We start from the raw sequence: 25,959 nt of genomic DNA on the forward strand, positions 1-25,959 counted from the left end.
GTGTATTCGTGGGGCGGGGCGGGCGCGTCGTCCACGCTGATGCCGTAGTCGGCGGCCAGGGCGGCCAGACCCGACGCGTACCCCTGGCCCACCGCGCGGAACTTCCATCCGCCGGCGCGCCGGTACAGTTCGCCGAGCACCACCGCGGTCTCGTTCGTCGCGCCGATGCTGTCGAAGCGGGCCAGTTCCGCACCGGTGCCCGCGTCCACGACGCGCACGAACAGCCCGTCCAGCTGCCCGACCGCGCCGCCCTCGGTGGACGCCGCGATCACGACGCCGTCGATCTGCGACTCGATCCGCGCCAGGTCCGCGGACAGCACGTCCAGCACGACCGATCCCGGCCGCTTGCCCTCGTGCCGGACGGCCCCGGAAGGGTGGGCGGGCTGGTTGTAGAAAACGAAATCGCGGTCCGAGCGCACCTTTCCGGACACCACCAGCAGTGCGGAGGCGTCGGCGTCCGGCACGTCGGCCCCGGCGCGCCGGCCCACTTCGATCCGGACGGCGGAACTCGGCACCGGCACGTTGGCGCCCTTCGGCATGGACACGTCTGTCAACGTAACCGAAACCGGCCCACGGCGTCCCACATCCGCACGCACCGCCGCCGGTCTCAGCGCGTCGGCGGCGCGATCTGCCAGTGTTCCTGCAGGGCCCCCGCGATCTGCGGGAGCACGGTCACCGGAATCCGCTTGTGCCGCAGGATCGCCCGGATCTCCGTCACCTGGTCGCGTTTGCGCAGGTCGTAAGCGCCCGCCACCGGGCGGACCACCGGCGGGATGGACAGCAGGACCAGTTCGCCGTGCGGTTCGTCGCCGCCGGACAGATCCAGCGCCAGCGACCAGCGGGCGCGCTCGTCGAGGGTGAACCGCCCGGCCACCACCCGGTCCCACGGGATGCTGGAGACCGTCCAGGGCTTGCGCCGGTAGATGGCGTGGTCGGTGAGCACGATGGCGTCCCTGGTGAACAGCGCGGCCAGCACCGCTATCCCGACGACGGTCCCGGCCAGCAGGCCGGTGAACACCCGGTTCACTCCGAACGCGGCGACGAACGAGCCGCAGATCGTGACGGTCGCCAGGATGCCGGACACGCTGTAGAGCGCGGCGCGCTGGGTCGGGACCACACCTGCTCGCACCGTTGTCATCTCACCTACCTGCCTCGGGCGCATTTCCGGCTCAGGCTACCGCCTCGCGCCATCGGCGCACACCCGGCCGTTTCCCACCTCCGGCCGTCAGACGGTCAGCGGTACTGCGGCCTCGGCGGTGTACACCAGGAACGTCAGGCTCTGCTGGAAGTACAGCTGGACCGACGTGCTGTCGTGCGACAGGTAGCCGATGGACAGGTCCTGGCCGATGCGCAGATCGAAGTCGCCGCCGCGGGTGGTGAGCACGATCGCGCCTTCGATGGCGGGCGCCCAGATGATCTCGCCTTCCGGTATCAGCCGCTCGATGTGCGTGCGGATCATGTGGCCGTGGTCGGCGGTCTCGCTCACCGCCGTGTACAACTCGGCGCTGAGCAGCACCGAGTACGGCCCGTCGACACCGGCCAACCGCAGGGCGCTCAAGGCCTGCGCGATCGCCTCGGGGACCAGCCGGGTGTCACTGGGCAGCGTGATCGGCTCGTTGGAGGCGCTGGCGCGGATGCCGGTGATGTGCGCGGCCGGGTAGCCCTCGAAGATCGCGCGGTCCTCGGCGAACGCGATTTTCTTCGCGGCGTCCTTCACCGGGTCCAGGTCGGCGTCCTGGGCGCCGCGCTCCACGTTGTCGAGTTCCTCGCGGGAGAGCGTGAACGGCACGCGCAGTTCGACCAGCGGCGCGACCACCCGCTGGCGGGCGAACACTCCGGGGTCGGGCGAGTCGATCGCCGTGGTGTGCCCGGTGCCGACCGCGGAGTAGTCGATGCCGTGCGGGCCGGACAGGTCGACGACGCGCCGCCCGGCGATGTGCCGCTTGAACGTGCGCGTCGCCTCCTCCTCGATGGCCGCCCACGCCTCGGCGGTGATCGGCGCCAGTTCGCGATGGAGGTTGTTCATGACCGGGTGCTCCTTTTCAACGAGCCGATACCGAGGGCGCCGTCGCCCGCGGGCGCGGCGGTGCCGGGCAGATCTGCGGGACCGCCGTCGGTCTCCACCGACACCGCCGGTTCCGCCGTTTCCCACGGCGCGGGCGGCAGATCGTCGAGGAAATCGACGGTGGGTGCGAAGAACGAGGTGCCGGTGTGGGCGACGGAGAAATCCAGGATGCGGTCATAGGCGGCCTCGTCGGTGCCGAGGAACATGCGGGTGAGCATGCGTTCGATGACGCTCGGCGTGGCCGCGTAGGCGATGTAGTAGGTGCCGAACACGCCCTCGCGGACGCTGCCGAAGGGCATATTGCCGCGCAGGATCTGACGTTCCGTGCCGTCCGGATCGATCAGCGTGTTGACCTCGACGTGCGAGTCGGCGGGTTTGATCTCGTCGGGAAGTTCGAAGTCGTCCAGTTTGGTGCGGCCGATCACCCGCTCCTGTTCTTCGACCGACAGCGCGCGCCAGTCCGCCAGCGGATGGGTGTACTTCTGCACGATGACGTAGCTGCCGCCGGTGAACTGCGGGTCTTCCGCGCCCACCAGCGCGGCCGCGGCGGCCGCGCGGCCCTCCGGATTCTCGGTGCCGTCCACGAAGCCGAGCAGGTCGCGCTGCTCGAAGTAGCGGAAGCCGACGGTCTCGTCCACGATCGTCCCCGCGCCCGCGAGCCGGTCGGCGATGGCCATGGCCAGTTCGAAACAGGCGTCCTGCACCTCGGACTTGAGGTGGAACAGCAGGTCGCCCGGTGTCGCGGGCGCGGTGTGGCGGGCGCCGACGTAACCGGGGAACGGATGCAACTCAGCGGGTTTCGGCCCGGCGAAGAGGCGGTCCCAGGCGTCGGAGCCGATCGACGTGACACAGGTCAGGTTCGCCCCGGGCAGGCGGAAGCCCACCGAGCGACGCAGGCCGGTGATGTCGGCGAGCAGATCACGGACCGCTGCCTCGCCACCCTCGTCGATCGTGGCGACCAAGAAGATCGCCGACGGTGTGAGCGGTTCGAGAATCGGCTGCGGCTCACCCATGATCGACACCCTAATGCCCGGCCGGTCCGGGCGCGGTGCGGACCCGCAGGGCGGCGACTACATCGCCACGGTCAACAGGAACGCGACGTCGTCGATCGCCTTGACGCTGTGGCGCGCCTTGGGCACCACGATCAGGTCGCCCGCCGAGCCCTTCCACTCGTTGGCGCCGCTGATCAGGATCAGTGTGCCGCTGAGCACCAGCAAGGTCGCCTCGCCCATGTTGTCGTGCTCGGCCAGGCTCTGCCCGGCCGTCAGGCCGACCACCGTCTGCCGGAGCGTGTGCGCATGGCCGCCATAGATTGTCTGTGAACTGCGTCCGCTCGTGGCGACGGCTGCCAGCTTCAACTGCTGGCGCGCTACCGCAGTCAGCGATTTCTTTTCCATGGACCGCCTTTCGCAGATCACCACAGCCGATGCCGGGCTGCTGGCAACGGCTCGAGGCGTCGGCCGGACACGCGTCCGACCCCCGCATATTCAGGAGTATGCCCCAGTCGACCGCGGCGCGGGCCGGGTTTCACCGGCCCCGTCGCTGGGGGCGGCGTTCCGGGGCCGCGCGGCGTGGCATCGACCCGTGCGCGAGTCAGGCAGTCTGCTCGCGGACGTAGTTCCGGATGCGGAAACGCAGACCGGTGGACGAGGTCCGCCATGGCTCCGGGTCGTCCGGTCGCCACTCGGGGCCGATCGGCGGCGCGAAGGCGTCACCCTCGACCGCGGTGTCGATCTCGGTGACGCGCAGGTCGGTCGCGTACTCCAGGGCGGCCCGGTAGATCTCGCCGCCACCGGCGACCCACACGGTGTGCGGGGCACACCGGGCCAGCGCCTCGGACACCGACGACGCGCGCTCGGCGCCCTCGGCCGACCAGTCGGGCTGCCTGGTCACCACGATATTGCGCCGCCCGGCCAGCGGCCGGAACCGCGGCGGCAGCGAATCCCAGGTCCGCCGGCCCATCACCACGCAATGACCCCAGGTGACGTCCTTGAACTGCGCCATGTCCTCGGGCAACCGCCACGGGATGGTGTTGCGCAAGCCGATCACCCCGTCCGAGGTCTGCGCCCAGATCAGGCCGATCGTGCGGCTCTCGCTCACACCGCCACCGGGGCTTTGATGGCCGGGTGATGCCGGTAGCCGACCACTTCCACGTCCTCGTACCGGTAGTCGAACAGCGTCGGCGCCGGCCGCAGCCGCAACGTGGGGAACGGGTAGGGGTCGCGGTTCAACTGCTCGGCGACCTGGTCGAGATGGTTGTCGTAGATGTGGCAGTCACCGCCGGTCCAGATGAAGTCGCCCGGCGTCAGCTCGGTCTGCTGGGCGACCATGTGGGTCAGCAGCGCGTAGCTGGCGATGTTGAACGGCACGCCCAGGAACAGGTCGGCGCTGCGCTGGTAGAGCTGGCAGGACAGTCTGCCCTCGGCCACGTGAAACTGGAAGAACGCGTGGCACGGCGCCAGCGCCATCTTGTCCAGGTCGGCGACGTTCCACGCGGAGACGATGATGCGCCGGGAGTCCGGGTCGGTGCGCAGGGTCTGCAACACCTGGGCGATCTGGTCGATGTGGGTGCCGTCCGGCGTCGGCCAGGACCGCCACTGCACGCCGTAGAGGGGGCCGAGTTCGCCGTTCGCGTCGGCCCACTCGTCCCAGATGGACACGCCGTGGTCACGCAACCAGCCGACGTTGGAGTCGCCGCGCAGGAACCACAGCAGCTCGTAGACGATCGACTTGAGGTGGACCTTCTTCGTGGTGATCAGCGGGAAGCCCGCCGCGAGGTCGTAGCGCAACTGGTGGCCGAAGATGCTGCGCGTTCCGGTGCCGGTGCGATCGGCCTTCTTCGTGCCGGACGCCAGCACCAGCCGCAGCAGGTCCTCGTACTGGGTGTCGGGAGCCGAGGCCGGGTCGAACGCGTCATGAGCCACGCCTCGCCACTCTAGTCCTCGTCCTCGGGCGAACTCGGGCAGCCGGACGAGCGGGTCGACCGGCCCGATCCGGCGGTCGCGGTCTTCCACGGCCCTGGCAAGCTCGAGCCCATGCGCAAGCTCTACGTGATCGGCATCGGCGCCGGTGACCCCGACCAGGTCACCGTGCAGGCGATCAAGGCCATGCGGCAGGTCGAGACCTTCTTCGTGATCGGCAAGGGCGAGGCCAAACGGGAGCTGGTCGACGTGCGGACCGCGATCCTCGACGCGCACCTGGACCGGCCGTACCGGGTGGTGCCGATCGCCGACCCGCCGCGCGACCGCGCGCCCGCCGATTACCTGGACGTGGTCGAGGACTGGCACGACCGCCGCTCGGCGCTGCTCGAGGCGGCCTTCGCCGCGGCCGACGGCGTCGGCGGCATCCTGGTCTGGGGCGATCCCGCGCTGTACGACAGCACCCTGCGCATGGTCGACCGGGTGCTCGCCCGCGGCGTGGTGCACTTCGAGCACGAGGTGATTCCTGGCATCACCAGCGCCCAGGCGCTGGCCGCGCGGCATCGGATCGTGCTGCACGGCATCGGCGAGCCGGTGTGCGTCACCACCGGCCGCCGTCTGCGCGAGGACGGCCTCGGCGCGGAGAACGCGCTGGTGATGCTGGACGGCGAGTGCTCGTTCACGGCGATCACGGACGAGAATGTGCACATCTGGTGGGGGGCCTACCTCGGTATGCCGGACGAGACGCTGATCGAGGGACCGCTGCCCGCGGTGCGGGACCAGATCGTGCGCCGCCGCGCCGAACTGCGCGAGCGCAAGGGGTGGATCATGGACATCTACCTGCTGCGCCGCACCGGGTGAGCCGCCCGGTGCCGCGCGACAACCGGCCGGCTGTCGGCGCGGCTGGGTAGTCTGGTCCCCGTGCCAGAGCTACCGGAAGTGGAGGCGTTGGCGCAGTTCCTGCGGGAGCATGCGGTCGGCGCCGTGGTCGGCCGCGTCGACGTGGCCGCCCTGAGCGCCGTCAAGACCTTCGAGCCTCCCGTGACCGCGCTGTCCGGCCGAGACGTCACCGGCGCCGGGCGCTGGGGCAAATTCCTCGGACTGGAATGCGACGGGCTGTGGCTGGTCACGCATCTGTCGCGCGGCGGATGGCTGCGCTGGATCGACGAGCCGAGCCCGACGCCACCCAAGCCGGGCGGCAAGAGCCCGCTGGCGTTGCGAGTGCATTTCTTCACGCCCGAAGGGGCGACGCCCGCGTTCGACCTGACCGAGGCGGGCACCAAGAAGCGGCTCGCGGCGTACGTCGTGGCGGACCCGAAGGCGGTGCCCGGCATCGCCCGGCTCGGTCCCGACGCGCTGGAGCTGACCGAGGCGCAGTTCGCCGACATCCTGCACGGCACCTCGCAGCGGATCAAGACCGCGCTGGTGGACCAGGCGCTGCTGGCGGGCATCGGCAACGCCTATTCCGACGAGATCCTGCACACCGCCCGGATCTCGCCGTTCGCGAACACCAAGACGCTGCCCGCCGACAAGCTGGCCGAGCTGTACTCCGCCGTGCGCGCGGTGCTCACCGATGCGGTAGGCCGTTCCGTCGGCCAGGACGCCGCCCGCCTCAAGGGCGAGAAGCGCTCCGGCATGCGGGTGCACGCCCGGACCGGGCTGGCCTGCCCGGTCTGCGGCGACACGGTCCGCGAGGTCGCCTACGCCGAGCGGTCGTTCCAGTACTGCCCCACCTGTCAGACCGGCGGCAAGATCCTCGCGGACCGGCGGATGTCGCGGTTGCTGAAGTAGCCGCCCGGCTCAGGTCACCGTCGGTACCCGCACGCCCTGCCAGGCGAGTCGTTTCGCCCGCTCCGGGTCGTGTTCCACCCGAGTGGGGTAGTCGATGATCAGCGTGGACCTGCGGGCCTCCGTGTAGGCGGGCCAGGACGGCAGCGGAGCTCCGGTGCGGGCGAAAGCCAGCCAGTTGTCCTGGAACTGGTCGGTGACCGCGCGCAGTCCGCGCCGCCCGCCCGCGGCGGTGAACGCCCGGCCGATCGGTGTGTCGCCGACACCGAAGACCGGGATGAGTTCAGTGGCGTGCGTGGCGCCGAGCCCGGACAGGTGCAGCGCGCGCGGCGCGAAGTCGTAGCGGTAGGCGTAGGTCGGGGCGTGCTGGCTGTGGCCTTCCATGACGGTCAGCGAAGGACGCCAGAAGGTGTAGTCGCCGCCCGCCCGCACCGCGGCCCTCGGCTGGGGAAATCCCGGATAGGCCGCGGCGATCCGGGATACGGCCTCGGCGGAGTGGCCGAGCGCGGAGCGCAACCGCTCCGGCGTGGTGGGCAGTTCGTCGGCGAACCGGGCGAACAGCGTGCCTTCGTCCCGGTTCGTGCCGATGATCAGCGGCACCCGGTGGGCGGAGCCGTCGCTGATCGCGTCGACCGGGGAGCGGGGCAGGAACTCGCCGTCCACGACCGGACAGACGGGGAACACGCCCGGCTGTTTCCGCAACACCTCGGCGATGGTGCGGTCGACGGCGCGGCGGATGTCGTTGGGGGACGCGGTGCGCAGCGCGTTGTGCGCGGTGTCCGGCGTGGCGCCCAGGGCGGTGACACAGCGGCGTGCGAAGCCGCGGGCTTCCTCAGCGGTCATCGCCCAGTCGGCGGGCGGGCTCTGCGAGATCGCCCGATGGAACAGGCCCGCGGCTCTCGGGGTGGCCAGGAGTCCCAGCACGGCGTGCGCGCCCGCGGACTCGCCGAAGATCGTCACGTTGTCCGGGTCGCCACCGAAGGCCGCGATATTGGTCCGCACCCACTCCAGGGCGGCGAGCTGGTCACGCAACCCGAGGTTCGCGTCGAACGGGTGCTGGTCGGTGCCGAACTCGCTGAAGTCGACATAGCCGAACGCGCCCAACCGGTAATTCAGTGACACCACCACCACGTCGCCGCGCACCGCCAGCCGCGCGCCGGAATACAGCCCGAGCGCGGAGGTCCCGATCAGGTAGCCGCCGCCGTGGATGAAGACCAGCACCGGTCGCGGCTTCGCCGTCGCCGTGGCGGGCGCGGTGACATTCAGTGTCAGCGCGTCCTCGCTGGTGGGCTGGTAGGCGCGCGGCCCGATCCGCGCCCCGGAGCGGTGCTGCATCGCCGCGGAGGTGAATTCCGTCGCCGCCCGAACGCCGGACCATGGCTTGACCGGCTGTGGAGCACGAAATCGCAGGTCCCCGATCGGAGGAGCCGCGTAGGGAATGGACCGCCAGCGCAGTACGCGGCGGCCCCTGCGGCCGCGGACGATTCCGTCGGCGGTCGCGATATCTGTTGTTGCCACCATCCAGAAATGGTAGCTACGAGCGGCGCGCCTCCAACAGGCGCAACCAGAATTCGCTGACCGCGGGAAAAGCTGGCACCGCGTGCCAGAGGGTGGACAGCGGCACTCCGCCGACCACCGCGATCGTCGCCGCGTGCAATTGCTCGCCCACCTCGGGACCGACGAAGGTGGCGCCCAGCAGCGTGTCGGTCGCGCGGTCGATCACCAGCTTCGCGCGACCGGCGTAGTCGTCACGCGACAGCGCCGACCCGGCCACGGCGATGTCGAGTTCGACGGTCTCCACCGCATGGCCCGCGTCCCTGGCCGCGGCTTCGGTCAGGCCGACGGAGGCGACCTCGGGCGCGGTGAACACCACCTGCGGCACTTTGCCGTGGTCGGAACTCGCCACGTGGCGCGGGTCGTCCAGCGGCCTGCCCTCGGCGCGCGCCGCGATCACGTCGCCGCACACCCGGCCCTGGTATTTGCCCATGTGCGTGAGTGCGGCGCGGTGGTTGAGGTCGCCGACCACATACAGCCACTCGCCCTCGACGTCGCGCGCGGTGAGGTGGTCGTCCACCGCCACGTATCCGTCCGGCAGTCCGAGCGCGTCCAGCCCGAGTCCCTCGGTGGCGGGCGCCCGTCCGGCCGCCACCACGATCTCCTCCACCTCGAGAGCCGACTCGCCCTCGGGACCGCGCAACCGGACCGTCGCCGGACCGCCGTGGATCCGGCCCTCACCGGTGTCCTTCGCGGCCGGGCGCTCGACGGCGGTGGGCGCGGTGCCGAAGCGCACCCGCACGCCCGCGTCGGTCAGTGCCGCCGCCACCCGTTCGCGCGCGAACGGTTCGGTCGTGGCGAGCAGCGCCGAGCCGCGCACCAGCAGGGTGACCTCGGCTCCGAGCGCGGCCAGCCAGGTCGCGGCCTCGGTCGCCACCACGCCGCCGCCGACCACGGCGACCCGGCGCGGCACCTCGTGCAGATTGGTGACGTCGCGCGATGTCCACGGCAGCGCGGGACGCAGGCCCGGCACATCGGGGACGTTCGCGGTGGTGCCGGTGGCCAGCACGACGGCGTGCCGGGCGCGCAGTTGCCGCCCGTCGACCTCGACCGAGCGCACTCCGGTCAGGCGGCCGGTGCCGCGCACGACGTCGATGCGGTTGCCCCGGGCCCAGTCGACCTGCGCGGAATCGTCGTGGTCGTGCACGAACGCGTCGCGCCGCCGCAGCACCGCGTCGACGTCGAGACCGGTGGCCGAAACGCCCGGCATCGCGCGTGCGGAGGCGAGGACGTGGCCCGGACGCAACAGCGCTTTGCTGGGAACGCAGGCCCAATAGGAGCACTCGCCGCCGACGAGTTCACGCTCCACGATGGCGGCCGTGCGGTCACTGCCCGCGATGGCGTAGGAGGCGGCGTTCTCGCCCGCGGGTCCGCCACCGATCACGATGACGTCGTAGTCGGTCGCTGTGCTCGACATCGCCGCGCCTACTGGAGGTAGCCTTCGACCTGCGAGACCGAATTGGCCTGCACCCCGTCCGGGGATTCCCCCGAATCGATCCGCGCCCGGCGATGGCGGAGCAGGTCCCATGCCTGGTCCAGCATCACTTCGAGTTCGGCCAGGCGCTGGCGTTCGGTCTTCGGGTCCAATTCGCCGCGGGTGGCCTGCGAGCGCAGCTGGTGCTCCTGGTCGACCAGTTCCTTGATGCGCGCCAAGATGTCCTGTTCGCTCATGCGGACCATGCTACGGCCGGGCGAGGCACTCGGCGGCCGATGCAACGGCGGTGGTGAGCTCCGGCCGGGGCAGTGCCGTGTAGCCGAGCGCGATGCCGAAGTGGGCGCGGCGCGCTCCGAGGTGGTGCCGTTCCAGACCTTCGAGCGCGACGCCACGCGCCTGCCCGGCGGCGACCACGCGCCGCTCGGCCTCGGCCGACTCGACCGGCACGACGACGTGCGAACCCGCGTCGTCACCGAGCACGCCGAGTCCGCGGCGGCGCAATTCGGTCACCACCAGCGCCCGGCGCGGCGGCAGCGCGCGCCGCAGCCTGCGCAGGTGCCTGGCCAGGTCACCGTGCGCGGCGAAGGCGACGAGCACCCGCTGGCCGGCCGGGCTGGGTCCGGTGCCGGTGCGCTCCCGATGGGCCAGCACCGCATCGGCGACGGCCGGTGCGGCCAGCAACCAGCCCACGCCGAGGGCGGGGGAGAGGATCTTGCTGGTCGTGCCCAAGTGGACGACCACGTCGGGAGCCATGGTGGCAAGCAGCGGCAGCGGCGCGGTGTCGTAGCGCAGTTCTCCGTCGTAGTCGTCTTCGATGACGAAGACGCCGGTTCGGCGCGCGTGCTCGACCAGCTCGACCCGCCGCGCGGCGGGCATGCGCGCGCCGAGCGGAAACTGATGCGCCGGGGTGCAATACACCGCCTTGATCCGGGGCGGCAGCAGATCCACGCGAAGGCCGTGGGCGTCGACCGGGACCGGCACGACCTCGAGGCCGGCCGCCGCGAAGGCCCCCGCGGCGCGCTGATAGCCCGGGTCCTCCATGGCCACGGCATCGCCCGGTCGCAGCAGCGCCGCGGCCAGCTCTCCGACGGCGGAACTGGTTCCTGCGGTGGCCAGCAGCACGGTGTCGCTGCCCGCGCCGATCCCGCGATGGCGCAACAGATGCTCGGTGACCGCCGCGCGGAATTCCGGCTCGCCCGCACGGTTCTTGCGCACGAGCGGAGCGTGATCCGCGGCGGCGCGCCAGGCGCGACGCCACGCGGCCGGGTCGATGGCGTCGACGCACGGAGCCCCGGGGGCGAGGTCGAACAGTCGCGGTGCGGGGCTGGTGTCGTGCCCCGAGCCGGTGCGCGCGGGCGCGGCGGCCGGTGCGGTCGTCAGATAGGTGCCCGAGCCGCGTCTTCCGCTGAGCCAGCCCTCCGCGTGCAACTGGTCGTAGGCGGCGGCGACCACGGTGCGGCTCACGCCGAGCCGCTCGGCCAGCGCGCGGGTGGACGGCAGCCGGTCGCCGCCGCGCAGCGGTCCTCGGGTCGCGGCGCGGCGCAGTTGGTCGGCGATCTGCACCGACAGCGGTTGCTTCAGATCGCGATCGAGGTGGAGGGGAAGGTCGTCCAGCACGATTGCTCCTCGAAGTGGACCGCTGAAATACGTTCGAATTGGCACTTTGATAATGCCATTCGCGGCCCGATGCTGAGTCCATGACCGAGACAGTCAGCCCACGGACTCCACTCTCGCCGACGCCGCGCAGCACGCCGACCCGAGCGACCGACCGCGCGAGGACCGATCGCGCCGAATTGGACGCGGTGCTCGACGCCGGGCTGATCTGCCATCTCGGTGTGCTGCTCGGCGGCACGCCGGTCGTCCTGCCCACCACCTACGGCCGCGACGGAGACACGCTCTACCTGCACGGTTCCACCGGCGCCGGGAACATGCGCGCGGCACTCGCCGGGGACATCTCGGTGGGCGTGACCCTGGTCGACGGCGTGGTCTACGCGCGTTCGGCCATGCATTTCTCGATGAACTACCGCTCGGCGGTCGTGCTCGGCCGCGCTCGCGAGGTGAGCGGCCACGACGAACGCCTGCACGGCCTGCGCGTGATCGTCGAACACGCCGCGCCCAGCTCGTGGTCGCGCGTGCGGCCGCCGAGCAAGAAGGAACTCGCCGCGACCACGGTGCTCGCCCTCGATCTCACCGAGGCGTCGGTGAAGATCCGCGAAGGCGGTCCCAAGGACGACGAGGCCGACATCGAGGCGGGTGGCGTCTGGGCGGGCGTCCTTCCGCTCCGTCAGGTGTGGGACGCCCCCGTCGACTCCCCGGACCTCGCCCCGGGTATCCCCGTCCCCACCGAGGTCCTCCAGCGCGCCGACTCCTGAGAGCCACGCGCGCCTGGGCCTACTCCTGCGTACCCGGCCGGTTTCAGAACACGAAGTGAGGTCCGTAGCCCGTCGTTTGCGCAACACCATTTCGGGCTTCGGCGCGGACGGTGACGAACGGCATCGCGGACGCGGGGGAAAGGCATCCGTTGACATTCAGCGGAGTATTGGTGTGCGCGAAGGTGAACGGGAACGTCGACTCATCATCGAGGTCCGCCTCGGCGATCACCGCCGCGGTCACGCTGCCCGGCGCCAGATTCACGGTGATCTCGCCGCCGAGTTCGCCGTTGACGCCGAAGGTGGTGTCCGCGCCGATGGCGACGGTGGGAGCGACGATGACCGGCAACTCTTCGAGCATGCCGAATTCGTTCAATCCCCCGAAATCGATGCCACCGAATTCGATGACGATCCCGGGAGTGAATTCGACACCGGTGCCGACGGCCGCGGCGATGGAGACGGAGATGCCGTCGGAGATGTCCACCGCGCAGCCGATGAGGTAACCGGCGACGATCTGCCCGCCGCGCAGCGCCGACGGCCCGTCGGAAACGACCGAAAAGTCGCCGGAAACCTTGACCGCGTGCGCGAACGGAACGCCCAATGCGACATCACCGCCGGGCACGACGTTGTTGTAGTCCACCGACGCGATCAGATGCAGACCGCCGCGGGTGCCGACCTCTCCCGGCTCGGCGCCCGCCACGGTATCGGAGGCGGCGAAAGAGGCCGTAGCGGCGACGATTACCGCGATGATCGCGGCGAGAGTACGCGAATGCTTGCGGTTCATCATGCTCCAGTCGAGTATCGATCGAATCGGAACTTCATACGCAAACGGACTCGCACGGCAACTGGGTCGTCGCGGACTCAACTCGGCGTGCGCGGCAAGGAGACTTTAACCGGCAGTGCGCCGTGCGGCGGTGATCGCGTCGGCACGGCGAGTCGGCCGGCGCGACCAGCGGTCGTCGTCGGCATCGCGCGGAGCATCGGGATCGGCGAGTGAACCATTCGAATTCTTACCAGATCACCAACAATTTGCTAGAAATTCGCCCTTGTTTTGCGCGTCGATCAACTATGCGGGCGATCCGGCGGTGCCGAAGTCACGGTGCCGGAGGGCGGACCGGGGAGAGTGCCCCGTGGCGGTTGTGCGCGAATCACCACGCGTAGGCGCGTAATCCCGCGCAGCGCATCGTGCGCACCGCCAGTTCGCGCAACGCGCCGGGGCTCGGGATCCGCTCGGGGTCGAGGCCGACCAGGCTCAGCACGTAGTCGTCGCCGATGCGGCACAGATAACCGGAGAGGCGGGTGCGGGGGAGTCGCGTCGTGCCGAGGCCGGGGTGGATGGCGCGGGCGGCCACGCCGGTGCAGCGGTGCGGGCCGAGCGTGCGCAACGACGCCGGAAGCGTTCCGATGTTGGAGCACAGGATGTCTCGCTCGCCCGCGCCCTTGGACAGTGCGTAGGCCCAGCGGTCGGGGATCACTTGCAGGAGTTCTTCCGGCATGCCGCTCGGTGCGGACATGCGCTGCTCGTAGGCGGCGCGGGCCAGCGCGCGAATCCTGGCGGGCGTGTCGGCGGGGGTGATCGCGACGCGGGTCATGGCGAGGTCGTTGTCGACGCGGGGTTCGTCGCGGGTGTCGACGGGCAGGCTCGCTTCGATCGTGTCGCCGGGAAACCCGCTGCGCCACAGCATGGTCGCGACGAGATGGATGAACAGGCTGTTGGCCGTGCCACCGTCCCGCGCGGCGACGCGGTCCCACTCCGCGGCGGGGCTTTGCAGGATGGCGCTGTGCGTCGCCACGGCCGTCCCGCGCGGCGGCTGGTCCCGGCTCGGAGCGGCGGGCTGGCGCGGTATCCCGTGCCGCAGCGCCGCCGCGGTGCCGCGCAGGACGATCGACCACTGACGCCGGGCATCGGACCAATCCGATTCCGCAGCGGCGGGATTCGGCGGACGCAGGCGCGTGCCGCCCAGTGCGTCGTCCACCGCGTGCACCAGCGCCCGCCCGTCGGCCAGCGCGTGCGAGCAGGTGAGCGAGACGACCGAACCGCCGTCGTCCAGCGTCGCGGTCGAAAGCCGCCACCCTGGGCCGTATTCCGGATCGAGCCCACCGCCCTGCGCGTCCGCCCAGTCGAGCAGTCCGGCGACCGGGAGAACGTCGTCGGCGCGATCGATCGGATACGCGCGGGCGTTCGGCCGCCAGGCTCGGCGAGCGCCCGGCACTCGCGGACGGATCACCCGCCGTCCCAGCGGACCCGAGCGCAGGGCTTCGTGTACCCGCGCCAGCAGCGCCGGGTCGACCCGGTCCGCCGTTCGCCACAGTCCCTGTAGCGCGATCGGGGTGCCCAGCCCGCGATGGGTACGCAGAAAGATCTCGTCGACGACGCTCAGGCGGCCCATCGGGCTCAAGCGCTCGCGCCGTGCCGCCCCGCGCCCGCCGCGAAGCGCTGGGCGCCGTCCAGCGCGCCGCCGGCCAGTGCTGTCAGGCCGTGGCGGAACTCGTTGCGCAGCGCGGCCTCCTCGGTCAACCCCTCCTGCTCGAGCATCGACATCCGGTCCGAGCGCAAACAGGTCTGCGGCAGCGCGGCCAGTTCCGCCGCGAGCGCCTCGGCCGCGCCGCGGGCTTCGCCGGTGGGCACCACGCGGTTCACCAGCCCCATCTGCAGCGCCTCTTCCGCGCCAACCGCGCGTCCGGTGAGCACCAGATCCATCGCGCGGCCCGCACCCACGATCCGTGGCAGCCGGATGGTGCCGCCGTCGATCAGCGGAACGCCCCAGCGGCGGCAGAAGACGCCGAAGGTGCTGTCCTGCTCCGCCACCCGCAAGTCGCACCACAGTGCGAGTTCCAGTCCGCCCGCCACCGCGAAACCGGAGACCGCGGCGATCACGGGCTTTGACAGTCGCATCCTGGTCGGCCCCATCGGGCCGTCGCCGTCCTCGGTGGCCTGGTTGGAGCGCTCGGTGCCGAGCGCCTTCAGGTCGGCACCCGCGCAGAACGTGCCGCCGTCGCCCCACAGCACCGCCACCGCCGCGTCGGGGTCGGCGTCGAACTCGCGGAAGGCGTCGGCCAGCGCGGCCGCGGTCGGCCCGTCCACCGCGTTGCGCGCCTCGGGGCGGTGCAGGATCACGGTGGTCACGGGCCCGTCACGTTCGATCAGTACGGTCACGCGCTCGACCATACGCCGTAAAAGCGCCCTTGTGTGAAGAAATGAATCCGTGCTTCACTTCTTGGGTGGCCTACCGCAGAACCCCCGCTGTGCAGGCCCGTCTGGACGCCCAGGCGGGGCTGATCGTGCAGGCGGCCACCAAGGTGCTGTCCGAGGGCGGATACGCGGCGCTGTCCATGGCGGCGGTCGCGGCCGAGGCGGGCGTGGCCACCGGCACCGTCTACAAGAACTTCGACGGCAAGGCCGCTCTGGTGCGCGCGGTGTTCCGGAAGGTCGTCGCCCGTGAGGTCGCCGCGGTGGCAGCGGCCGGTGCGCGTGGAACCGCGATCGAACGGGTGACCGCCGCGGTGGAGACCTTCGCCGGTCGTGCGCTGAAGAACCCGAATCTGGCCTACGTGCTGCTCGCCGAGCCGGTCGACGCGGCCGTGGACAGCGAACGCCTGCGCTTCCGGCGCGCGTTCGCCGAGACCTTCGAATCGGCGGTGGCCGAGGGCGTCGCGCGGGCCGAATTGCCACCGCAGGACCCGAGGATCAGCGCGGCCGCCCTGGTCGGCGCGATCGGCGAGGTGCTCGTCGGTCCACTGGCCGACGCGCCGCACGGGGAATCCGTCGTCCCCGAACTCATCGCTTTCGCGATCCGCGCGCTTGGTGTGCGCGACAACCCGGGCGCGGGCCGCGCCCGGCCGGAATCAGGAGTGTCAGATGCAGACGCATGAAGTCTTCAACCAGGTGCCCGACATCGTCCCCTTCGACGCCGCGCGCAATCCGGCGCTGCTGGAAGGCTTGCACCGGGAAGGCGCGGGCTGGGCCGAACCCGAGGTGCGGGCGCTGGGCGCGCTCGCCGGTGGCGCGCGGGCGCAGGAGTGGGGCAGGCTGGCCAACGAATATCCGCCGGTGCTGCGCACCCACGATCGCTACGGTCGCCGCGTCGACGAGGTCGAGTTCCACCCGCACTGGCACGACCTGATGCGCGTGGCCGTCGAGCACGGCTTGCACGGCGCGCCGTGGCTGGACGATCGTCCGGGCGCGCACGTCGCGCGCGCGGCGAAGTTCTATACCTGGGGCATCGCGGACGCGGGCCACATGTGCCCGATCTCGATGACCTACGCGGTGGTGCCCGCTCTGCGGCACAATGCGGAACTGTCGGCGAGGTTCGAGCCCCTGCTCGGCTCCCGCGTCTACGATTTCGGGCTGCGGGAACCGTCCACCAAGGCCGGACTCATCGCGGGCATGTCCATGACCGAGAAACAAGGCGGCTCGGACGTTCGCGCCAACACCACCACCGCGACGCCGCAGCCGGACGGCTCCTACCGGATCGTCGGGCACAAGTGGTTCACCTCCGCGCCGATGTCGGACATGTTCCTCACCCTCGCCCAGGCGCCCGCCGGCCTGTCCTGCTTCTTGCTGCCCAGGGTGCTGCCGGACGGCGCCCGCAACCCGATCCGCATCCAGCGGCTCAAGGACAAGCTGGGCAACAAGTCCAACGCCTCCTCGGAGATCGAGTACGAGAACGCCGTCGGCTGGCTGGTCGGCGCGGAGGGCGCGGGCGTCAAGACCATCATCGAGATGGTGAACATGACCCGGCTGGACTGCGTGATCGGCTCGGCCACCGGCATGCGGGCGGGCGCGGTGTACGCGGTGCATCACGCCAGGCACCGGGAGGCGTTCGGCAAGAAACTGCTCGACCAGCCCGCCATGCGCAATGTGCTGGCCGACCTGGTGATCGAATCCGACGCCGCCACCACCGTGATGATGCGGCTGGCCGGGGCCACCGACCGGGCCGGGCAGGATCCGGCCGAGGCGGCGCTGCGGCGCATCGCGCTGGCCGTCACCAAGTATTGGGTGTGCAAGCGCGCCCCCGCGCACGCGGCCGAGGCGCTGGAATGCCTGGGCGGCAACGGATATGCCGAGGAATCCGGCATGCCGCGGCTGTACCGGGAGGCGCCGCTGATGTCCATCTGGGAGGGGTCGGGCAACGTCGCGGCGCTGGACGCGTTGCGCGCCATGGGACGTCAGCCGGAGACGGTCGAGGCGTATTTCAACGAAGTGTCGCTGGCAAAGGGCGAGAACCCGCGCCTGGACGACGCGATCGCCCTGGTCGGCAAGGAACTGTCGGATCTCGACGACATCGAATACCGCGCCCGGCGCATCGTCGAGCTGATGGCGCTCGTGCTGCAGGGCGCGCAACTGGTTCGCCACGGCCACCCCGCCGTCGCCGACGCGTTCTGCGCCACCAGGCTCGGCGACGACTGGGGCATCGCGTTCGGCACGCTGCCGACCGGGGTGGACACCGGCGCGATCATCGAGCGCGCGTTCGTCTGACGGCCTGCGCGTCGGCGGTTCACCCACGGAACTGGCGGTCCGGCGCGGAGGAACGCTCGCGCCCGACGGCCGATCGGGCCACCGGGCGTCGCGCGGGTCAGACGGGCCGCGTCAGCACGCGTTCGACCAACGCCGTGTCGCAGTATTCGACCACTTCGCGCAGTTTCCCGTCGGCGACCCGGAAGACGAAGCAGTAGCTCTGGTCATAGGTCTCGCCGCGCGTGGTGACGGCTGCGGCGCGGGCCTGCACGACGACGCGGTCATCCTCGGCAGTGATCGTCTCGGCGGCGACGCGGTAGTCCGTGAACTGAGCCATGAGCGGACGCAGGAGCCGCGTGAGCACGGCGGCTCTCGGTTCCCACATGCCGCTCCAGGACCAGTCGCCGGGGAACACCCACCGGAAGTCGTCGGCCATGGCGTCGCTCAGCGCGCGGGTATTGCCGAGGGACATCTGCTCGAAGACGTCGGCGAGCAGCTGCTTGTTCTCCATCGCGGTCATGACGACGACGCTAGGGTCGCCCAATGTATGCGACAAGCGACTGTCTGGCATATCTGGTATGAGCCTTACGCATGGATGAGTTCACCGTCGCGGGTCTGCGCGTGGTACGGGAGGCGGCTGCCTGTGGATCGTTCTCGACCGCGGCGGAGAACCTCGGCTACACCCAGTCCGCGGTGTCCCGGCAGATCGCGCTCATGGAGCGGGCCGCCGGTCGCCCGCTGTTCGAGCGGCACCCCCGCGGCGTGCGGCCCACCGAGGCGGGACGCGTCGTGCTGCGGCACGCGGAGGCGATTCTCGGCGAGCTCGAGCAGGCCCGGCACAATATTCGCCACCTGGCGGTGCGCCCGGCGGGCCGACTGCGCGTAGGCGCGTTCGCCACCGCGACGGCCGCCTTGGTGCCCCGGGCGATCGCCGCCGCGGCCGCCCGCGATCGGCGGATACGAATCTCGTTGCGGGAGGGACTCACTCCCCGCCTGCTCACCGCCGTCGCGCGCGAACGCCTCGATCTCGCCGTGGTGACCGCGCCGCACATCGCTCCCGACGGCGTCACGATCGAACCACTGCTGGACGATCCGCTGCTGGTGGCGGTCGCGTCCACGCATCCGCTCGCGGGAGCCACCAGCGCGGCGCCCGATCTGCTGCGCGCCGAACGCTGGATCGCGGGAAGCCAGGAGCCCGCAGGCACCCTGCTCGGTGCGTGGCGCGATCCCGGCTGGGAGCCGGAGATCGCCTTCGTCGCCCGTGACTGGTTCGCCAAACTCGGTCTGGTCGCGGCGGGATTGGGCGTCACGGTGGTGCCCGGCATCGCCGTTCCCGTGCTACCGCCCACCATCGCGCTGCTGCGGATCGATCACCCGGCCGCGGTGCGACGAACCGTCCTCGCCCACCGCGGCGCCACCGAAACACGCGGTGCCTTCGCCGAGGCGCTGCGCGACCAGGCGGCCGAGCTGTCCGCCCAGGTGCGCCAGCGCCTTCGTAGCGGCGGGTGAGCGCCACCGGTACCGGTCGACTGCGACGCGGCGAAAGGCAGCGGTACGGGAGGTGGTGCCGGAGCGGCAACCTGCGGTGCGAGAACGGTGGGCGGCGGTAGTGTGGCTGCGGTGGCAGGGGAGTTCGTGCAACGACCGGTGAGCTGGTTGGTTCGGCGGGTGCTCGAGCGGGCCGCGCGGGGACGGTATCTGCTGGGCATCGCGGGGCCTCCGGGGGCGGGTAAGTCCACGTTGTCGGTCGCGTTGCGCGACGCGATCAATGCCGAGGCGGGCGGCCTGGTCGCCGAGATCGCACCCATGGACGGATATCACCTGGACAACGCCGTCCTGCGGGCGATGGAAAGCCTTGCGCGCAAGGGTGAGCCGGACACCTTCGACGTCGACGGCTACGTCGCGGGATTGCGACGCCTGCGCAGCACGCCGGTGGGCGAGCCGGTGCCGTGGCCGACGTTCGACCGATCCATCGATGCGCCGGTGCCCGGCGGCGTGGTGCTCGATCGGCAGTCCGTCGTCCTGACCGAGGGCAACTACCTGCTGCTCGACGACTTCGCCGGCCGGCGGTGGTCGGCGGTCCGCGCACTCCTCGACGAATGCTGGTACCTGGACGCGGCGCGCGACGTGCTCGAGAACCGTTTGCTCGACAGGCATATTCGCGGTGGTCGCACGCCCACGGCAGCACGCGGCAAAGTACGCGACAGCGACTTACGCAACGCGGATCTCGTCGCGGCCACCAAGGAGCGCGCCGACCTCGTGCTGCGCTGGCAGTCGGGCAGTTACGCGGTCCAGGAGCGCTGAGGGCACGACGCGCCGCCGCGTCGGCGCGCTTCTCCCGCAACCGCTGCCCGCGCTTGTCGGTGGAAGCGTGCTGGGGCAGGGTATGCGCCGACGGGCGCGCATGTTTCCGGTGCTGCGGAAATTTTTCGGTACTGCGGAACCGAGCGTCTGGTCAGCAGTCGAACTCCAGCCGTTCCCACGCCAGTGCTGTTCGCCAGCCGCCGCGCTGAAAGGCCCAGTCCTGGACGACGCTCACCACGGTCTCGAACGCGGGAGAGAAGACGCTGCCCCACGGGGCGTCGTCGCTGATGGTGGCACGGAAATGCGCGTCCGGTCCGCCGTCGCGAAATTCGACGATATAGCCGCGGCCCTGCTCCGGATCCACTTGTTCATCGAGGTGAACCTGAATGTAGTAATCCCCGGGTTCGGGGCCGTCGAGCCGGTCCACGATCACGAACGGCACGCTCAGGTTCATGTCCGCGAGAATGTCGTGCAACTGCGTCTCGGAGGGATTTTCGATAGTCCGGTAGGAATCAGTCGCCACGACTCGCGGCGATGTGGTCTGGTCTCCAGTCACCCCGAGCAGGATACGGCGGACAGCGGTCGCGTCTCGGTCGGTGCGTGGCGGCGGTGGGTATCGTCCGCACGACTCGACGGCGATCGGTCACGCCTGCGGCGACCACTTTGCCGGCGTTCCGGACGGCGCGCTGGCCTTCCGGCGGCATGATCCGGGCAGATGATGGGGGGATGACGGCACATCGCGCAGTCGGCAGGTCATCGCGCGTTCTGCACAATATGTCGGCCGTGGTCTGCGCTCTGCTGTTCTATTACTTCCTGCCGCTGGAGAGCGAGCCACTAGGCCGCCCCGCGGGAGTGGTCGGGCTCGCCGCCTTCGTCGTCGGCGTCGCGGGCCTGGTCTGGCTGGCCCGCTGGCGCATCCGGCGCTACTTCCTCGATCCGCGGGCGACCGGCGGGCGGGTCAACGACGTGCTGCTCGTGGTCTGCGTCGTGGTGACGTTCTTCGCCCTGTACTACTACCTGCTCGAGCAGCGCGCCCCCGGCCAGTTCGACGGCCTGCACACGCGCACCGACGCGCTCTATTTCACGATCGTCACCCTCGGAACCGTCGGCTACGGCGACGTGCACCCTGTCGGGGCCGCGGCGAGAGTGGCCACCATGGTCCAGATCCTCTTCGACCTGGGCGTCATCGGCACCTTGATCGCGATAGGCACCTCGCACATCGTCCGGCGACTGGACGAGGCGCAGCGCAAACGCCCGCCCGGCGGGATCGCCTAGCGTCGCGGGCGAGATCAGCGGTGCGCGCGGTACCAGCGGATGAGCGAGTCGGTCGAGGAATCGTCCTGTGGTTCGGGTTCTTCCGCCGCGGTGAGCAGTGGGGCCAAGGCGAGGGCCTGCTGCTTGCCGAGTTCGACGCCCCACTGGTCGAAGCTGTCGATGCCCCAGATGACGCCCTCCACGAAGACCTGGTGCTCGTAGAGCGCGATGAGCTGACCGACGACCGACGGGGTGAGCCGCGGCGCGAGGATGGTGGTGGAGGGACGGTTGCCCGGCATCACCTTGTGCGGCACGACCGCGGGATCGGCGCCTTCGGCGGCGATCTCCTCGGCGGTCTTGCCGAACGCCAGCACCTTGGTCTGCGCGAACAGGTTGCTCATCAGGATGTCGTGCATGCTGCCGGTGCCGTCGCTGGTCGCCAGATCGTCGGTGGGCTGCGCGAATCCGATGAAATCCGCCGGGACGAGCCGGGTGCCCTGGTGCAGCAACTGATAGAAGGCGTGCTGGCCGTTGGTGCCCGGCTCCCCCCAGAAGATCTCGCCGGTGGAGGTGGTGACCGGGGTGCCGTCGGCGCGCACCGACTTTCCGTTGGACTCCATGGTCAACTGCTGCAAATAGGCCGGGAAGCGAGCCAGATCGTTCGAATACGGCAGCACCGCGTGGGCTTGGGCGCCGAAGAAATTCGAGTACCAGACGCCGAGCAGGCCGAGCAGCACCGGGGCGTTCGCCTCCAGCGGCGCCTCGGCGAAGTGCCGGTCCACCGCGTGCATACCGGCGAGGAACTCGGCGAAGCGCTCCTTGCCGATGGTCGCCATCACCGACAGGCCGATCGCGGAGGCCACCGAGTACCGGCCGCCGACCCAGTCCCAGAATCCGAACATGTTCTCGGTGTCGATGCCGAACTGCGCGACCCGTTCGGCATTGGTGGACACCGCGACGAAGTGCTTCGCCACGGCCTCCTCGCCGAGCGCGGCGACCAGCCAGCGCCGGGCGGCGGTCGCGTTGGTGAGCGTCTCCAAAGTGGAGAAGGTCTTCGAGGCCACGATGAACAGCGTGGTGGCCGGATCGAGCCCGTCCAGCTTCGCGACCAGGTCGGCGGGATCGACGTTCGAGACGAAACGGGCGCCGATCCCGGCGTCCTCGTAGTGCCGCAGCGCCTGGTGCACCATGACCGGGCCGAGGTCGGACCCGCCGATGCCGATGTTGACCACGGTCGTGATGCGCTCGCCGGTCGCCCCGCGCCACGCGCCGGAGCGCAGCGCGTCGGTGAACTCGCCCATCCGGCGCAGTACCTCGTGCACCTCGGCGCCCGCGTCGACGCCGTCGATGACCATCGTCTCGCCTGCGGGCAGCCGCAGCGCGATGTGGCCGACCGCGCGGTTCTCGGAGGTGTTGATGTGCTCGCCCCGGTACATCGCGTCACGTCGCTCGGGCACACCCGCCTCGCGCGCCAATTCCACCAGCAGATGCAGGGTTTCCCGGTTGACGCGGTGCTTGCTGTAGTCGATGTGCAGATCCGCCACCTGGACGGTCAGCTCGCTGCCCCGCGCCGGGTCGTCCGCGAAGAACTCCCTGAGGTGCCGGTCGGCGACGGTGCCGTGATGATCGTGCAGTTTCCGCCATGCCGCCGTCGCGGTGATGTCGCTGCTCACGTTCGCCGAGGGTACAAGCAGGCACGGCCGCGCGCACGGGGGCGTGCGCGGAGAGTCGGGTCCGCCGGTGCCGCCGCCGAGCGAAGAATCCGCTGTGCCGCAGCGGACTTGCCGTGGTCGCGGGCATAGACGCCGGTACGACGCGCCGGACCACACGCGTGCCCCGCACACGATCGGATCGGGACCGGAGTTCCGGGATCAGCCCTCGCCGGGAGGCATAGTCTGGCGTCATGGGCTCCGAACGTGAACTTCTCGAATCCGTACCGAAGCAGTTGTGGATCGCCGGGCGGCCCGTCGACGCCACCGGCGCGGGGACCTTCCCGGTCTACAACCCGGCGACCGGGGAGGTCCTGACGCACGTCGCGGACGCGACCCCGGAGGACGCGGTGCGCGCGCTCGACGCGGCCGTCTCGGCCCAGGACGATTGGGCGGCCACGCCCGCCCGCGAGCGGGGCGAGATCCTGCGCGAGGTATTCGAGCGGATCACCGCCCGCGCGGAGGAGTTCGCCCTGCTGATGACCCTGGAGATGGGCAAGGCGCTGCCGGAGAGCCGCAACGAGGTGCGGTACGGCGCGGAGTTCTTCCGCTGGTTCAGCGAGGAGGCCGCCCGGGTACACGGGCGCTACCTGCACGCGCCCTCCGGTACCGGCCGGATCATGGTGCACAAGCAACCGGTCGGCCCCTGCCTGGCGATCACGCCGTGGAACTTCCCGCTCGCCATGGGCACGCGCAAGATCGGCCCCGCGCTGGCGGCGGGCTGCACGATGATCGTCAAACCCGCCTCGGCGACACCGCTGACCATGCTCGCGCTGGCCCAGCTGTGCAGCGCGGCTGGCCTGCCCGACGGCGTGCTGTCGGTGCTCACCTCCAGCCGCTCCGGCGCGGTGACCCAACCGCTGCTCGACGATCCCCGGCTGCGCAAGCTCACCTTCACCGGTTCCACCGAGGTGGGCAAGAAGCTGGTGGAGAAATCCGCGAACCAGCTGCTGCGCACCTCCATGGAGCTCGGCGGGAACGCGCCGTTCGTGGTGTTCGACGACGCCGACGTGGACGCCGCCGTGCAGGGCGCGATGCTGGCGAAGCTGCGCAACGGCGGGGAGGCGTGCACCGCCGCCAACCGCTTCCACGTGCACAACAGCGTGCTCGAGGAGTTCACCACCAAGCTGGTCGAGGCGATGGAGAGCGGCGTCCGGCTCGGACCGGGAGCCGACCCGGACACGACGCTGGGCCCGCTGATCAACGAGGAGCAGTTGCGCACGGTGAGCGAACTGGTCGACGACGCCGTCGCGAAGGGCGCGCGGGTGCTGATCGGCGGCAAGGCGCCCGACGGTCCCGGCTGGTTCTACCCGGCGACGGTCCTGCGCGATGTCCCGCCGCAGGCCAGGATTCTGCGCGAGGAGGTCTTCGGTCCGGTCGCCCCGATCGTCGGCTTCGACACCGAGGAACAGGGGCTCGCCGCCGCCAACGACACCGAGTTCGGCTTGGTCAGCTACGTCTACACCCGCGATCTCGATCGCGCCCTGCGGATCGCCGAGGGCCTGGAATCCGGCATGGTGGGCGTGAACCGCGGCGTCATCTCCGACCCCGCGGCCCCCTTCGGCGGCGTCAAACAGTCCGGTTTCGGCCGGGAGGGCGGCATCGAGGGGATCGAGGAGTATCTGTCCACCAAGTACATCGCGCTCACGTGAGACGGGTTCAGCACTGCTGAAGGCGATCAGCCGCTGAGTTTGCTCGCAGCGCGACCGCTTCCGTCCCCGCGCCTTTTCGGGGGGCGACTTCATCGATCATCGACACTAACCTCGGCCTGGGTTCGATGAGCGGGAGAAGGGCTGATCACGAGATGGCGCTGGTGATGCTCGATTGAGCAACGGCATGATCAGAGCCCTGTTGCAGGTTGTGGCGGATCTGAAGCGGCTGACCAAGCGGGGAGCCGAGGACCTCTCGGGCATGCCCACCGGTGCAGCAAGCGCTGTCCGGGAAGTTACCGGGGCGCACACGCACGGCGACGCCGATGGTGGGCTCGCGATCCGGCGTCGATGGTCCTCGGCAGGAGGCGCTGCCGGTCCCGGACGGCCTCTGTGCCCCCCGCCGCCGGACCGAGCGACGTTGGCGCCGGTCGGACAGCGGCTCGAAGCCGAATTGAGTCGACGTTTCGGCGAGAATGGGCCGACCGGCGAGGAACTGAGTGACTTCATAGCCCACCGTGGGCTGTCCCGGCTGGAGCAATACGCCCTTCTCGACCGGAGAATCGAGGAAACAGCGGCTTCGCTCGGCCGGGACAGTGCCGCGTTGCGCGAGCAGATGCGGCGAGAACTGAAGGACGCGCTCGCCGGGAAACCGATCGCTATCCGGGTCCGCGACGACAAACTCATCGCCATCCTCGCGGAAGGACGGATCCGGGGCTCCCGCAACCCGGTCGGTGATCGCGCCCGCGCCGAAGCCGAATGGTTCGGCCCGCACGTCCACGACGACCCGCCCGTCTACGGCTACATCGCCGTGGACGGAGTGCGCCCATCGCAAGATGGCCTGATCGATGCGTTGTCGGAACTCAACTACGGCGACAATCAGATCTACCTGAAGCCGGAGGTGCGGTCACGCACGACCATCACCTTCGGTGATTCGATGGTGGAGAGGGATCGGGCGATACCCTCCCCGCTCGACAACCCGTCGGAATATTCCTACGGCGTCGGAGTGCACGAGCTCCCTCCCATCGGCCGCGACTATCTCGGAGCGGACTTTCGCGCCTCCCATTTCATCGAAGCCCAGATGTTCGGTCTCACCACCGCGGACATCGACTTCATCGGCCTGCACCAGCCACCCGGTGCGGAACTGCGGCAGGCGCTGGACCGATCCGGACTGGAATGGCGGGTTCTCGACAATCGTACGATCGCGGCGGAGGGCAGCCCCGCGGAACGAGCGGCCGCGATCGAACGGACGAGTCAGGACTTGGAGCATCTTCGCCAGGTGCATCTGCGCTCGCATGCCGAACCGCTGGAAGCCGCGCTGTCGGCTGATCTCCGCGTCCTGCGCGATGCCGCCGCGGGTGATGGGCCGGCCACGGCACCGGGATAGCGTCGGTGGACTCCGAGCGGCACGATTCGCGGGCTGCGGGCACAGGGCGGACATAACGACCGCCCCGGG

At 70.4% G+C, this 25,959-nt stretch carries 27 protein-coding genes; 10 read left to right on the forward strand and 17 right to left on the reverse strand.

Annotation, left to right across the window (positions count from 1 at the left end; all coding sequences use genetic code 11):
* The 7 genes from HOV91_RS20455 to HOV91_RS20485 form a co-directional block, all read right to left on the reverse strand.
* The coding region (locus tag HOV91_RS20455) for a TerD family protein (RefSeq protein ID WP_174187061.1) at positions 1–539 on the reverse strand (539 nt) is incomplete at its 3' end.
* A gap of 68 nt (positions 540–607) precedes the next feature.
* The gene (locus HOV91_RS20460) at positions 608–1,138 is read right to left on the reverse strand and encodes a hypothetical protein (RefSeq protein WP_174187016.1); all 531 of its coding nucleotides are present in this window, start codon (positions 1,136–1,138) and stop codon (positions 608–610) included.
* Positions 1,139–1,225: 87 nt separating this feature from the next.
* A complete protein-coding gene (locus tag HOV91_RS20465; RefSeq protein WP_174187017.1) occupies positions 1,226–2,026 on the reverse strand; it encodes a family 1 encapsulin nanocompartment shell protein in 801 nt (266 codons plus the stop codon).
* A complete protein-coding gene (locus HOV91_RS20470; RefSeq protein WP_174187018.1) occupies positions 2,023–3,078 on the reverse strand; it encodes a Dyp-type peroxidase in 1,056 nt (351 codons plus the stop codon). Before HOV91_RS20470 ends, HOV91_RS20465 begins: the two co-directional genes overlap by 4 nt.
* 57 nt (positions 3,079–3,135) lie before the next feature.
* Complete coding sequence (locus tag HOV91_RS20475; protein WP_043732196.1) at positions 3,136–3,462, reverse strand: cupin domain-containing protein; 327 nt, start codon at positions 3,460–3,462, stop codon at positions 3,136–3,138.
* 196 nt (positions 3,463–3,658) lie between these two features.
* Positions 3,659–4,165 carry a dihydrofolate reductase gene (locus HOV91_RS20480; protein ID WP_174187019.1) on the reverse strand — a complete coding sequence of 169 codons (507 nt, stop codon included), beginning with the start codon at positions 4,163–4,165 and terminating at the stop codon, positions 3,659–3,661.
* Positions 4,162–4,989 (reverse strand): thymidylate synthase, encoded by an 828-nt coding sequence (locus HOV91_RS20485; protein WP_174187020.1) that lies wholly within the window; start codon positions 4,987–4,989, stop codon positions 4,162–4,164. The genes HOV91_RS20480 and HOV91_RS20485 overlap by 4 nt, the downstream gene beginning before the upstream one ends.
* Positions 4,990–5,100: 111 nt before the next feature.
* On the opposite strand from HOV91_RS20485, the gene cobF reads away from it, so the two are divergent.
* Together cobF and HOV91_RS20495 are read left to right on the forward strand one after the other, a co-directional pair.
* On the forward strand, positions 5,101–5,844 hold the full coding sequence (cobF, locus tag HOV91_RS20490; RefSeq protein WP_174187021.1) for a precorrin-6A synthase (deacetylating): 744 nt from the start codon (positions 5,101–5,103) through the stop codon (positions 5,842–5,844).
* Between the two features lie 60 nt (positions 5,845–5,904).
* The gene (locus HOV91_RS20495) at positions 5,905–6,774 is read left to right on the forward strand and encodes an Fpg/Nei family DNA glycosylase (RefSeq protein ID WP_174187022.1); all 870 of its coding nucleotides are present in this window, start codon (positions 5,905–5,907) and stop codon (positions 6,772–6,774) included.
* 9 nt (positions 6,775–6,783) lie between these two features.
* On the opposite strand, the gene HOV91_RS20500 is transcribed toward HOV91_RS20495, so the two are convergent.
* Genes HOV91_RS20500 through pdxR form a run of 4 tightly spaced genes read right to left on the reverse strand, consistent with a single transcriptional unit; the run spans position 6,784 to position 11,377 of the window.
* Positions 6,784–8,292: a carboxylesterase/lipase family protein gene (locus HOV91_RS20500; protein WP_174187023.1), complete on the reverse strand. Its 1,509-nt coding sequence runs from the start codon at positions 8,290–8,292 to the stop codon at positions 6,784–6,786.
* Positions 8,293–8,305: 13 nt separating this feature from the next.
* The gene (locus HOV91_RS20505) at positions 8,306–9,742 is read right to left on the reverse strand and encodes a dihydrolipoyl dehydrogenase family protein (RefSeq protein WP_174187024.1); all 1,437 of its coding nucleotides are present in this window, start codon (positions 9,740–9,742) and stop codon (positions 8,306–8,308) included.
* Positions 9,743–9,750: 8 nt separating this feature from the next.
* Positions 9,751–9,996 (reverse strand): DUF2630 family protein, encoded by a 246-nt coding sequence (locus HOV91_RS20510; RefSeq protein ID WP_043732245.1) that lies wholly within the window; start codon positions 9,994–9,996, stop codon positions 9,751–9,753.
* A gap of 10 nt (positions 9,997–10,006) precedes the next feature.
* The gene (pdxR, locus tag HOV91_RS20515; RefSeq protein WP_174187025.1) at positions 10,007–11,377 is read right to left on the reverse strand and encodes a MocR-like pyridoxine biosynthesis transcription factor PdxR; all 1,371 of its coding nucleotides are present in this window, start codon (positions 11,375–11,377) and stop codon (positions 10,007–10,009) included.
* Positions 11,378–11,457: 80 nt separating this feature from the next.
* Here pdxR and HOV91_RS20520 point away from each other — a divergent pair, with 80 nt between their 5' ends.
* Complete coding sequence (locus HOV91_RS20520; protein WP_174187026.1) at positions 11,458–12,132, forward strand: pyridoxamine 5'-phosphate oxidase family protein; 675 nt, start codon at positions 11,458–11,460, stop codon at positions 12,130–12,132.
* 43 nt (positions 12,133–12,175) lie between these two features.
* Here the strand turns inward: HOV91_RS20520 and HOV91_RS20525 are convergent, their stop codons facing one another.
* The 3 genes from HOV91_RS20525 to HOV91_RS20535 form a co-directional block, all read right to left on the reverse strand.
* Entirely contained in the window at positions 12,176–12,916 is a 741-nt protein-coding gene (locus tag HOV91_RS20525) for an MspA family porin (protein ID WP_174187027.1), read from the reverse strand.
* Between the two features lie 361 nt (positions 12,917–13,277).
* Entirely contained in the window at positions 13,278–14,519 is a 1,242-nt protein-coding gene (locus tag HOV91_RS20530) for a hypothetical protein (protein WP_174187062.1), read from the reverse strand.
* A gap of 5 nt (positions 14,520–14,524) precedes the next feature.
* Positions 14,525–15,298 (reverse strand): crotonase/enoyl-CoA hydratase family protein, encoded by a 774-nt coding sequence (locus HOV91_RS20535; protein ID WP_217440852.1) that lies wholly within the window; start codon positions 15,296–15,298, stop codon positions 14,525–14,527.
* 53 nt (positions 15,299–15,351) lie between these two features.
* On the opposite strand from HOV91_RS20535, the gene HOV91_RS20540 reads away from it, so the two are divergent.
* Together HOV91_RS20540 and HOV91_RS20545 are read left to right on the forward strand one after the other, a co-directional pair.
* Complete coding sequence (locus tag HOV91_RS20540) at positions 15,352–16,002, forward strand: TetR/AcrR family transcriptional regulator (protein WP_174187029.1); 651 nt, start codon at positions 15,352–15,354, stop codon at positions 16,000–16,002.
* Positions 15,989–17,608: an acyl-CoA dehydrogenase family protein gene (locus HOV91_RS20545; protein WP_174187030.1), complete on the forward strand. Its 1,620-nt coding sequence runs from the start codon at positions 15,989–15,991 to the stop codon at positions 17,606–17,608. Before HOV91_RS20540 ends, HOV91_RS20545 begins: the two co-directional genes overlap by 14 nt.
* 97 nt (positions 17,609–17,705) lie before the next feature.
* Here the strand turns inward: HOV91_RS20545 and HOV91_RS20550 are convergent, their stop codons facing one another.
* Positions 17,706–18,107, reverse strand: a complete 402-nt coding sequence (locus HOV91_RS20550) for a nuclear transport factor 2 family protein (RefSeq protein WP_174187031.1) — start codon at positions 18,105–18,107, stop codon at positions 17,706–17,708.
* A gap of 71 nt (positions 18,108–18,178) precedes the next feature.
* On the opposite strand from HOV91_RS20550, the gene HOV91_RS20555 reads away from it, so the two are divergent.
* Both HOV91_RS20555 and HOV91_RS20560 read left to right on the forward strand, forming a co-directional pair.
* The gene (locus HOV91_RS20555; protein ID WP_174187032.1) at positions 18,179–19,096 is read left to right on the forward strand and encodes a LysR family transcriptional regulator; all 918 of its coding nucleotides are present in this window, start codon (positions 18,179–18,181) and stop codon (positions 19,094–19,096) included.
* Between the two features lie 111 nt (positions 19,097–19,207).
* Positions 19,208–19,891 (forward strand): nucleoside/nucleotide kinase family protein, encoded by a 684-nt coding sequence (locus HOV91_RS20560; protein ID WP_312884715.1) that lies wholly within the window; start codon positions 19,208–19,210, stop codon positions 19,889–19,891.
* Between the two features lie 151 nt (positions 19,892–20,042).
* Here HOV91_RS20560 and HOV91_RS20565 read toward each other — a convergent pair whose 3' ends face one another.
* Positions 20,043–20,345: a hypothetical protein gene (locus tag HOV91_RS20565; protein ID WP_217440861.1), complete on the reverse strand. Its 303-nt coding sequence runs from the start codon at positions 20,343–20,345 to the stop codon at positions 20,043–20,045.
* Between the two features lie 272 nt (positions 20,346–20,617).
* On the opposite strand from HOV91_RS20565, the gene HOV91_RS20570 reads away from it, so the two are divergent.
* A complete protein-coding gene (locus HOV91_RS20570; RefSeq protein WP_174187033.1) occupies positions 20,618–21,166 on the forward strand; it encodes a potassium channel family protein in 549 nt (182 codons plus the stop codon).
* 14 nt (positions 21,167–21,180) lie between these two features.
* On the opposite strand, the gene pgi is transcribed toward HOV91_RS20570, so the two are convergent.
* Positions 21,181–22,818, reverse strand: a complete 1,638-nt coding sequence (pgi, locus tag HOV91_RS20575) for a glucose-6-phosphate isomerase (RefSeq protein ID WP_174187034.1) — start codon at positions 22,816–22,818, stop codon at positions 21,181–21,183.
* Positions 22,819–23,048: 230 nt separating this feature from the next.
* On the opposite strand from pgi, the gene HOV91_RS20580 reads away from it, so the two are divergent.
* Positions 23,049–24,506 (forward strand): NAD-dependent succinate-semialdehyde dehydrogenase, encoded by a 1,458-nt coding sequence (locus HOV91_RS20580; RefSeq protein ID WP_174187035.1) that lies wholly within the window; start codon positions 23,049–23,051, stop codon positions 24,504–24,506.
* 184 nt (positions 24,507–24,690) lie between these two features.
* Positions 24,691–25,890: a hypothetical protein gene (locus HOV91_RS20585; protein ID WP_174187036.1), complete on the forward strand. Its 1,200-nt coding sequence runs from the start codon at positions 24,691–24,693 to the stop codon at positions 25,888–25,890.
* Positions 25,891–25,959: the final 69 nt, after the last annotated feature.

It is taken from the genome of Nocardia barduliensis (genome assembly GCF_013315795.1).
GTDB lineage: Bacteria > Actinomycetota > Actinomycetes > Mycobacteriales > Mycobacteriaceae > Nocardia > Nocardia barduliensis.

What these genes read in the sequence shown, in the direction of transcription:
- HOV91_RS20460 (WP_174187016.1), bottom strand. Translation starts at nt 1,138, where the DNA reads ATGACAACGGTGCGAGCAGGTGTGGTCCCGACCCAGCGCGCCGCGCTC.
- HOV91_RS20465 (WP_174187017.1), bottom strand. Translation starts at nt 2,026, where the DNA reads ATGAACAACCTCCATCGCGAACTGGCGCCGATCACCGCCGAGGCGTGG.
- HOV91_RS20470 (WP_174187018.1), bottom strand. Translation starts at nt 3,078, where the DNA reads ATGGGTGAGCCGCAGCCGATTCTCGAACCGCTCACACCGTCGGCGATC.
- HOV91_RS20475 (WP_043732196.1), bottom strand. Translation starts at nt 3,462, where the DNA reads ATGGAAAAGAAATCGCTGACTGCGGTAGCGCGCCAGCAGTTGAAGCTG.
- cobF (WP_174187021.1), top strand. Translation starts at nt 5,101, where the DNA reads ATGCGCAAGCTCTACGTGATCGGCATCGGCGCCGGTGACCCCGACCAG.
- HOV91_RS20500 (WP_174187023.1), bottom strand. Translation starts at nt 8,292, where the DNA reads ATGGTGGCAACAACAGATATCGCGACCGCCGACGGAATCGTCCGCGGC.
- HOV91_RS20505 (WP_174187024.1), bottom strand. Translation starts at nt 9,742, where the DNA reads ATGTCGAGCACAGCGACCGACTACGACGTCATCGTGATCGGTGGCGGA.
- HOV91_RS20510 (WP_043732245.1), bottom strand. Translation starts at nt 9,996, where the DNA reads ATGAGCGAACAGGACATCTTGGCGCGCATCAAGGAACTGGTCGACCAG.
- HOV91_RS20520 (WP_174187026.1), top strand. Translation starts at nt 11,458, where the DNA reads ATGACCGAGACAGTCAGCCCACGGACTCCACTCTCGCCGACGCCGCGC.
- HOV91_RS20525 (WP_174187027.1), bottom strand. Translation starts at nt 12,916, where the DNA reads ATGATGAACCGCAAGCATTCGCGTACTCTCGCCGCGATCATCGCGGTA.
- HOV91_RS20530 (WP_174187062.1), bottom strand. Translation starts at nt 14,519, where the DNA reads ATGGGCCGCCTGAGCGTCGTCGACGAGATCTTTCTGCGTACCCATCGC.
- HOV91_RS20535 (WP_217440852.1), bottom strand. Translation starts at nt 15,298, where the DNA reads ATGGTCGAGCGCGTGACCGTACTGATCGAACGTGACGGGCCCGTGACC.
- HOV91_RS20545 (WP_174187030.1), top strand. Translation starts at nt 15,989, where the DNA reads ATGCAGACGCATGAAGTCTTCAACCAGGTGCCCGACATCGTCCCCTTC.
- HOV91_RS20550 (WP_174187031.1), bottom strand. Translation starts at nt 18,107, where the DNA reads ATGACCGCGATGGAGAACAAGCAGCTGCTCGCCGACGTCTTCGAGCAG.
- HOV91_RS20555 (WP_174187032.1), top strand. Translation starts at nt 18,179, where the DNA reads ATGGATGAGTTCACCGTCGCGGGTCTGCGCGTGGTACGGGAGGCGGCT.
- HOV91_RS20565 (WP_217440861.1), bottom strand. Translation starts at nt 20,345, where the DNA reads ATGAACCTGAGCGTGCCGTTCGTGATCGTGGACCGGCTCGACGGCCCC.
- HOV91_RS20570 (WP_174187033.1), top strand. Translation starts at nt 20,618, where the DNA reads ATGACGGCACATCGCGCAGTCGGCAGGTCATCGCGCGTTCTGCACAAT.
- HOV91_RS20580 (WP_174187035.1), top strand. Translation starts at nt 23,049, where the DNA reads ATGGGCTCCGAACGTGAACTTCTCGAATCCGTACCGAAGCAGTTGTGG.
- HOV91_RS20585 (WP_174187036.1), top strand. Translation starts at nt 24,691, where the DNA reads ATGATCAGAGCCCTGTTGCAGGTTGTGGCGGATCTGAAGCGGCTGACC.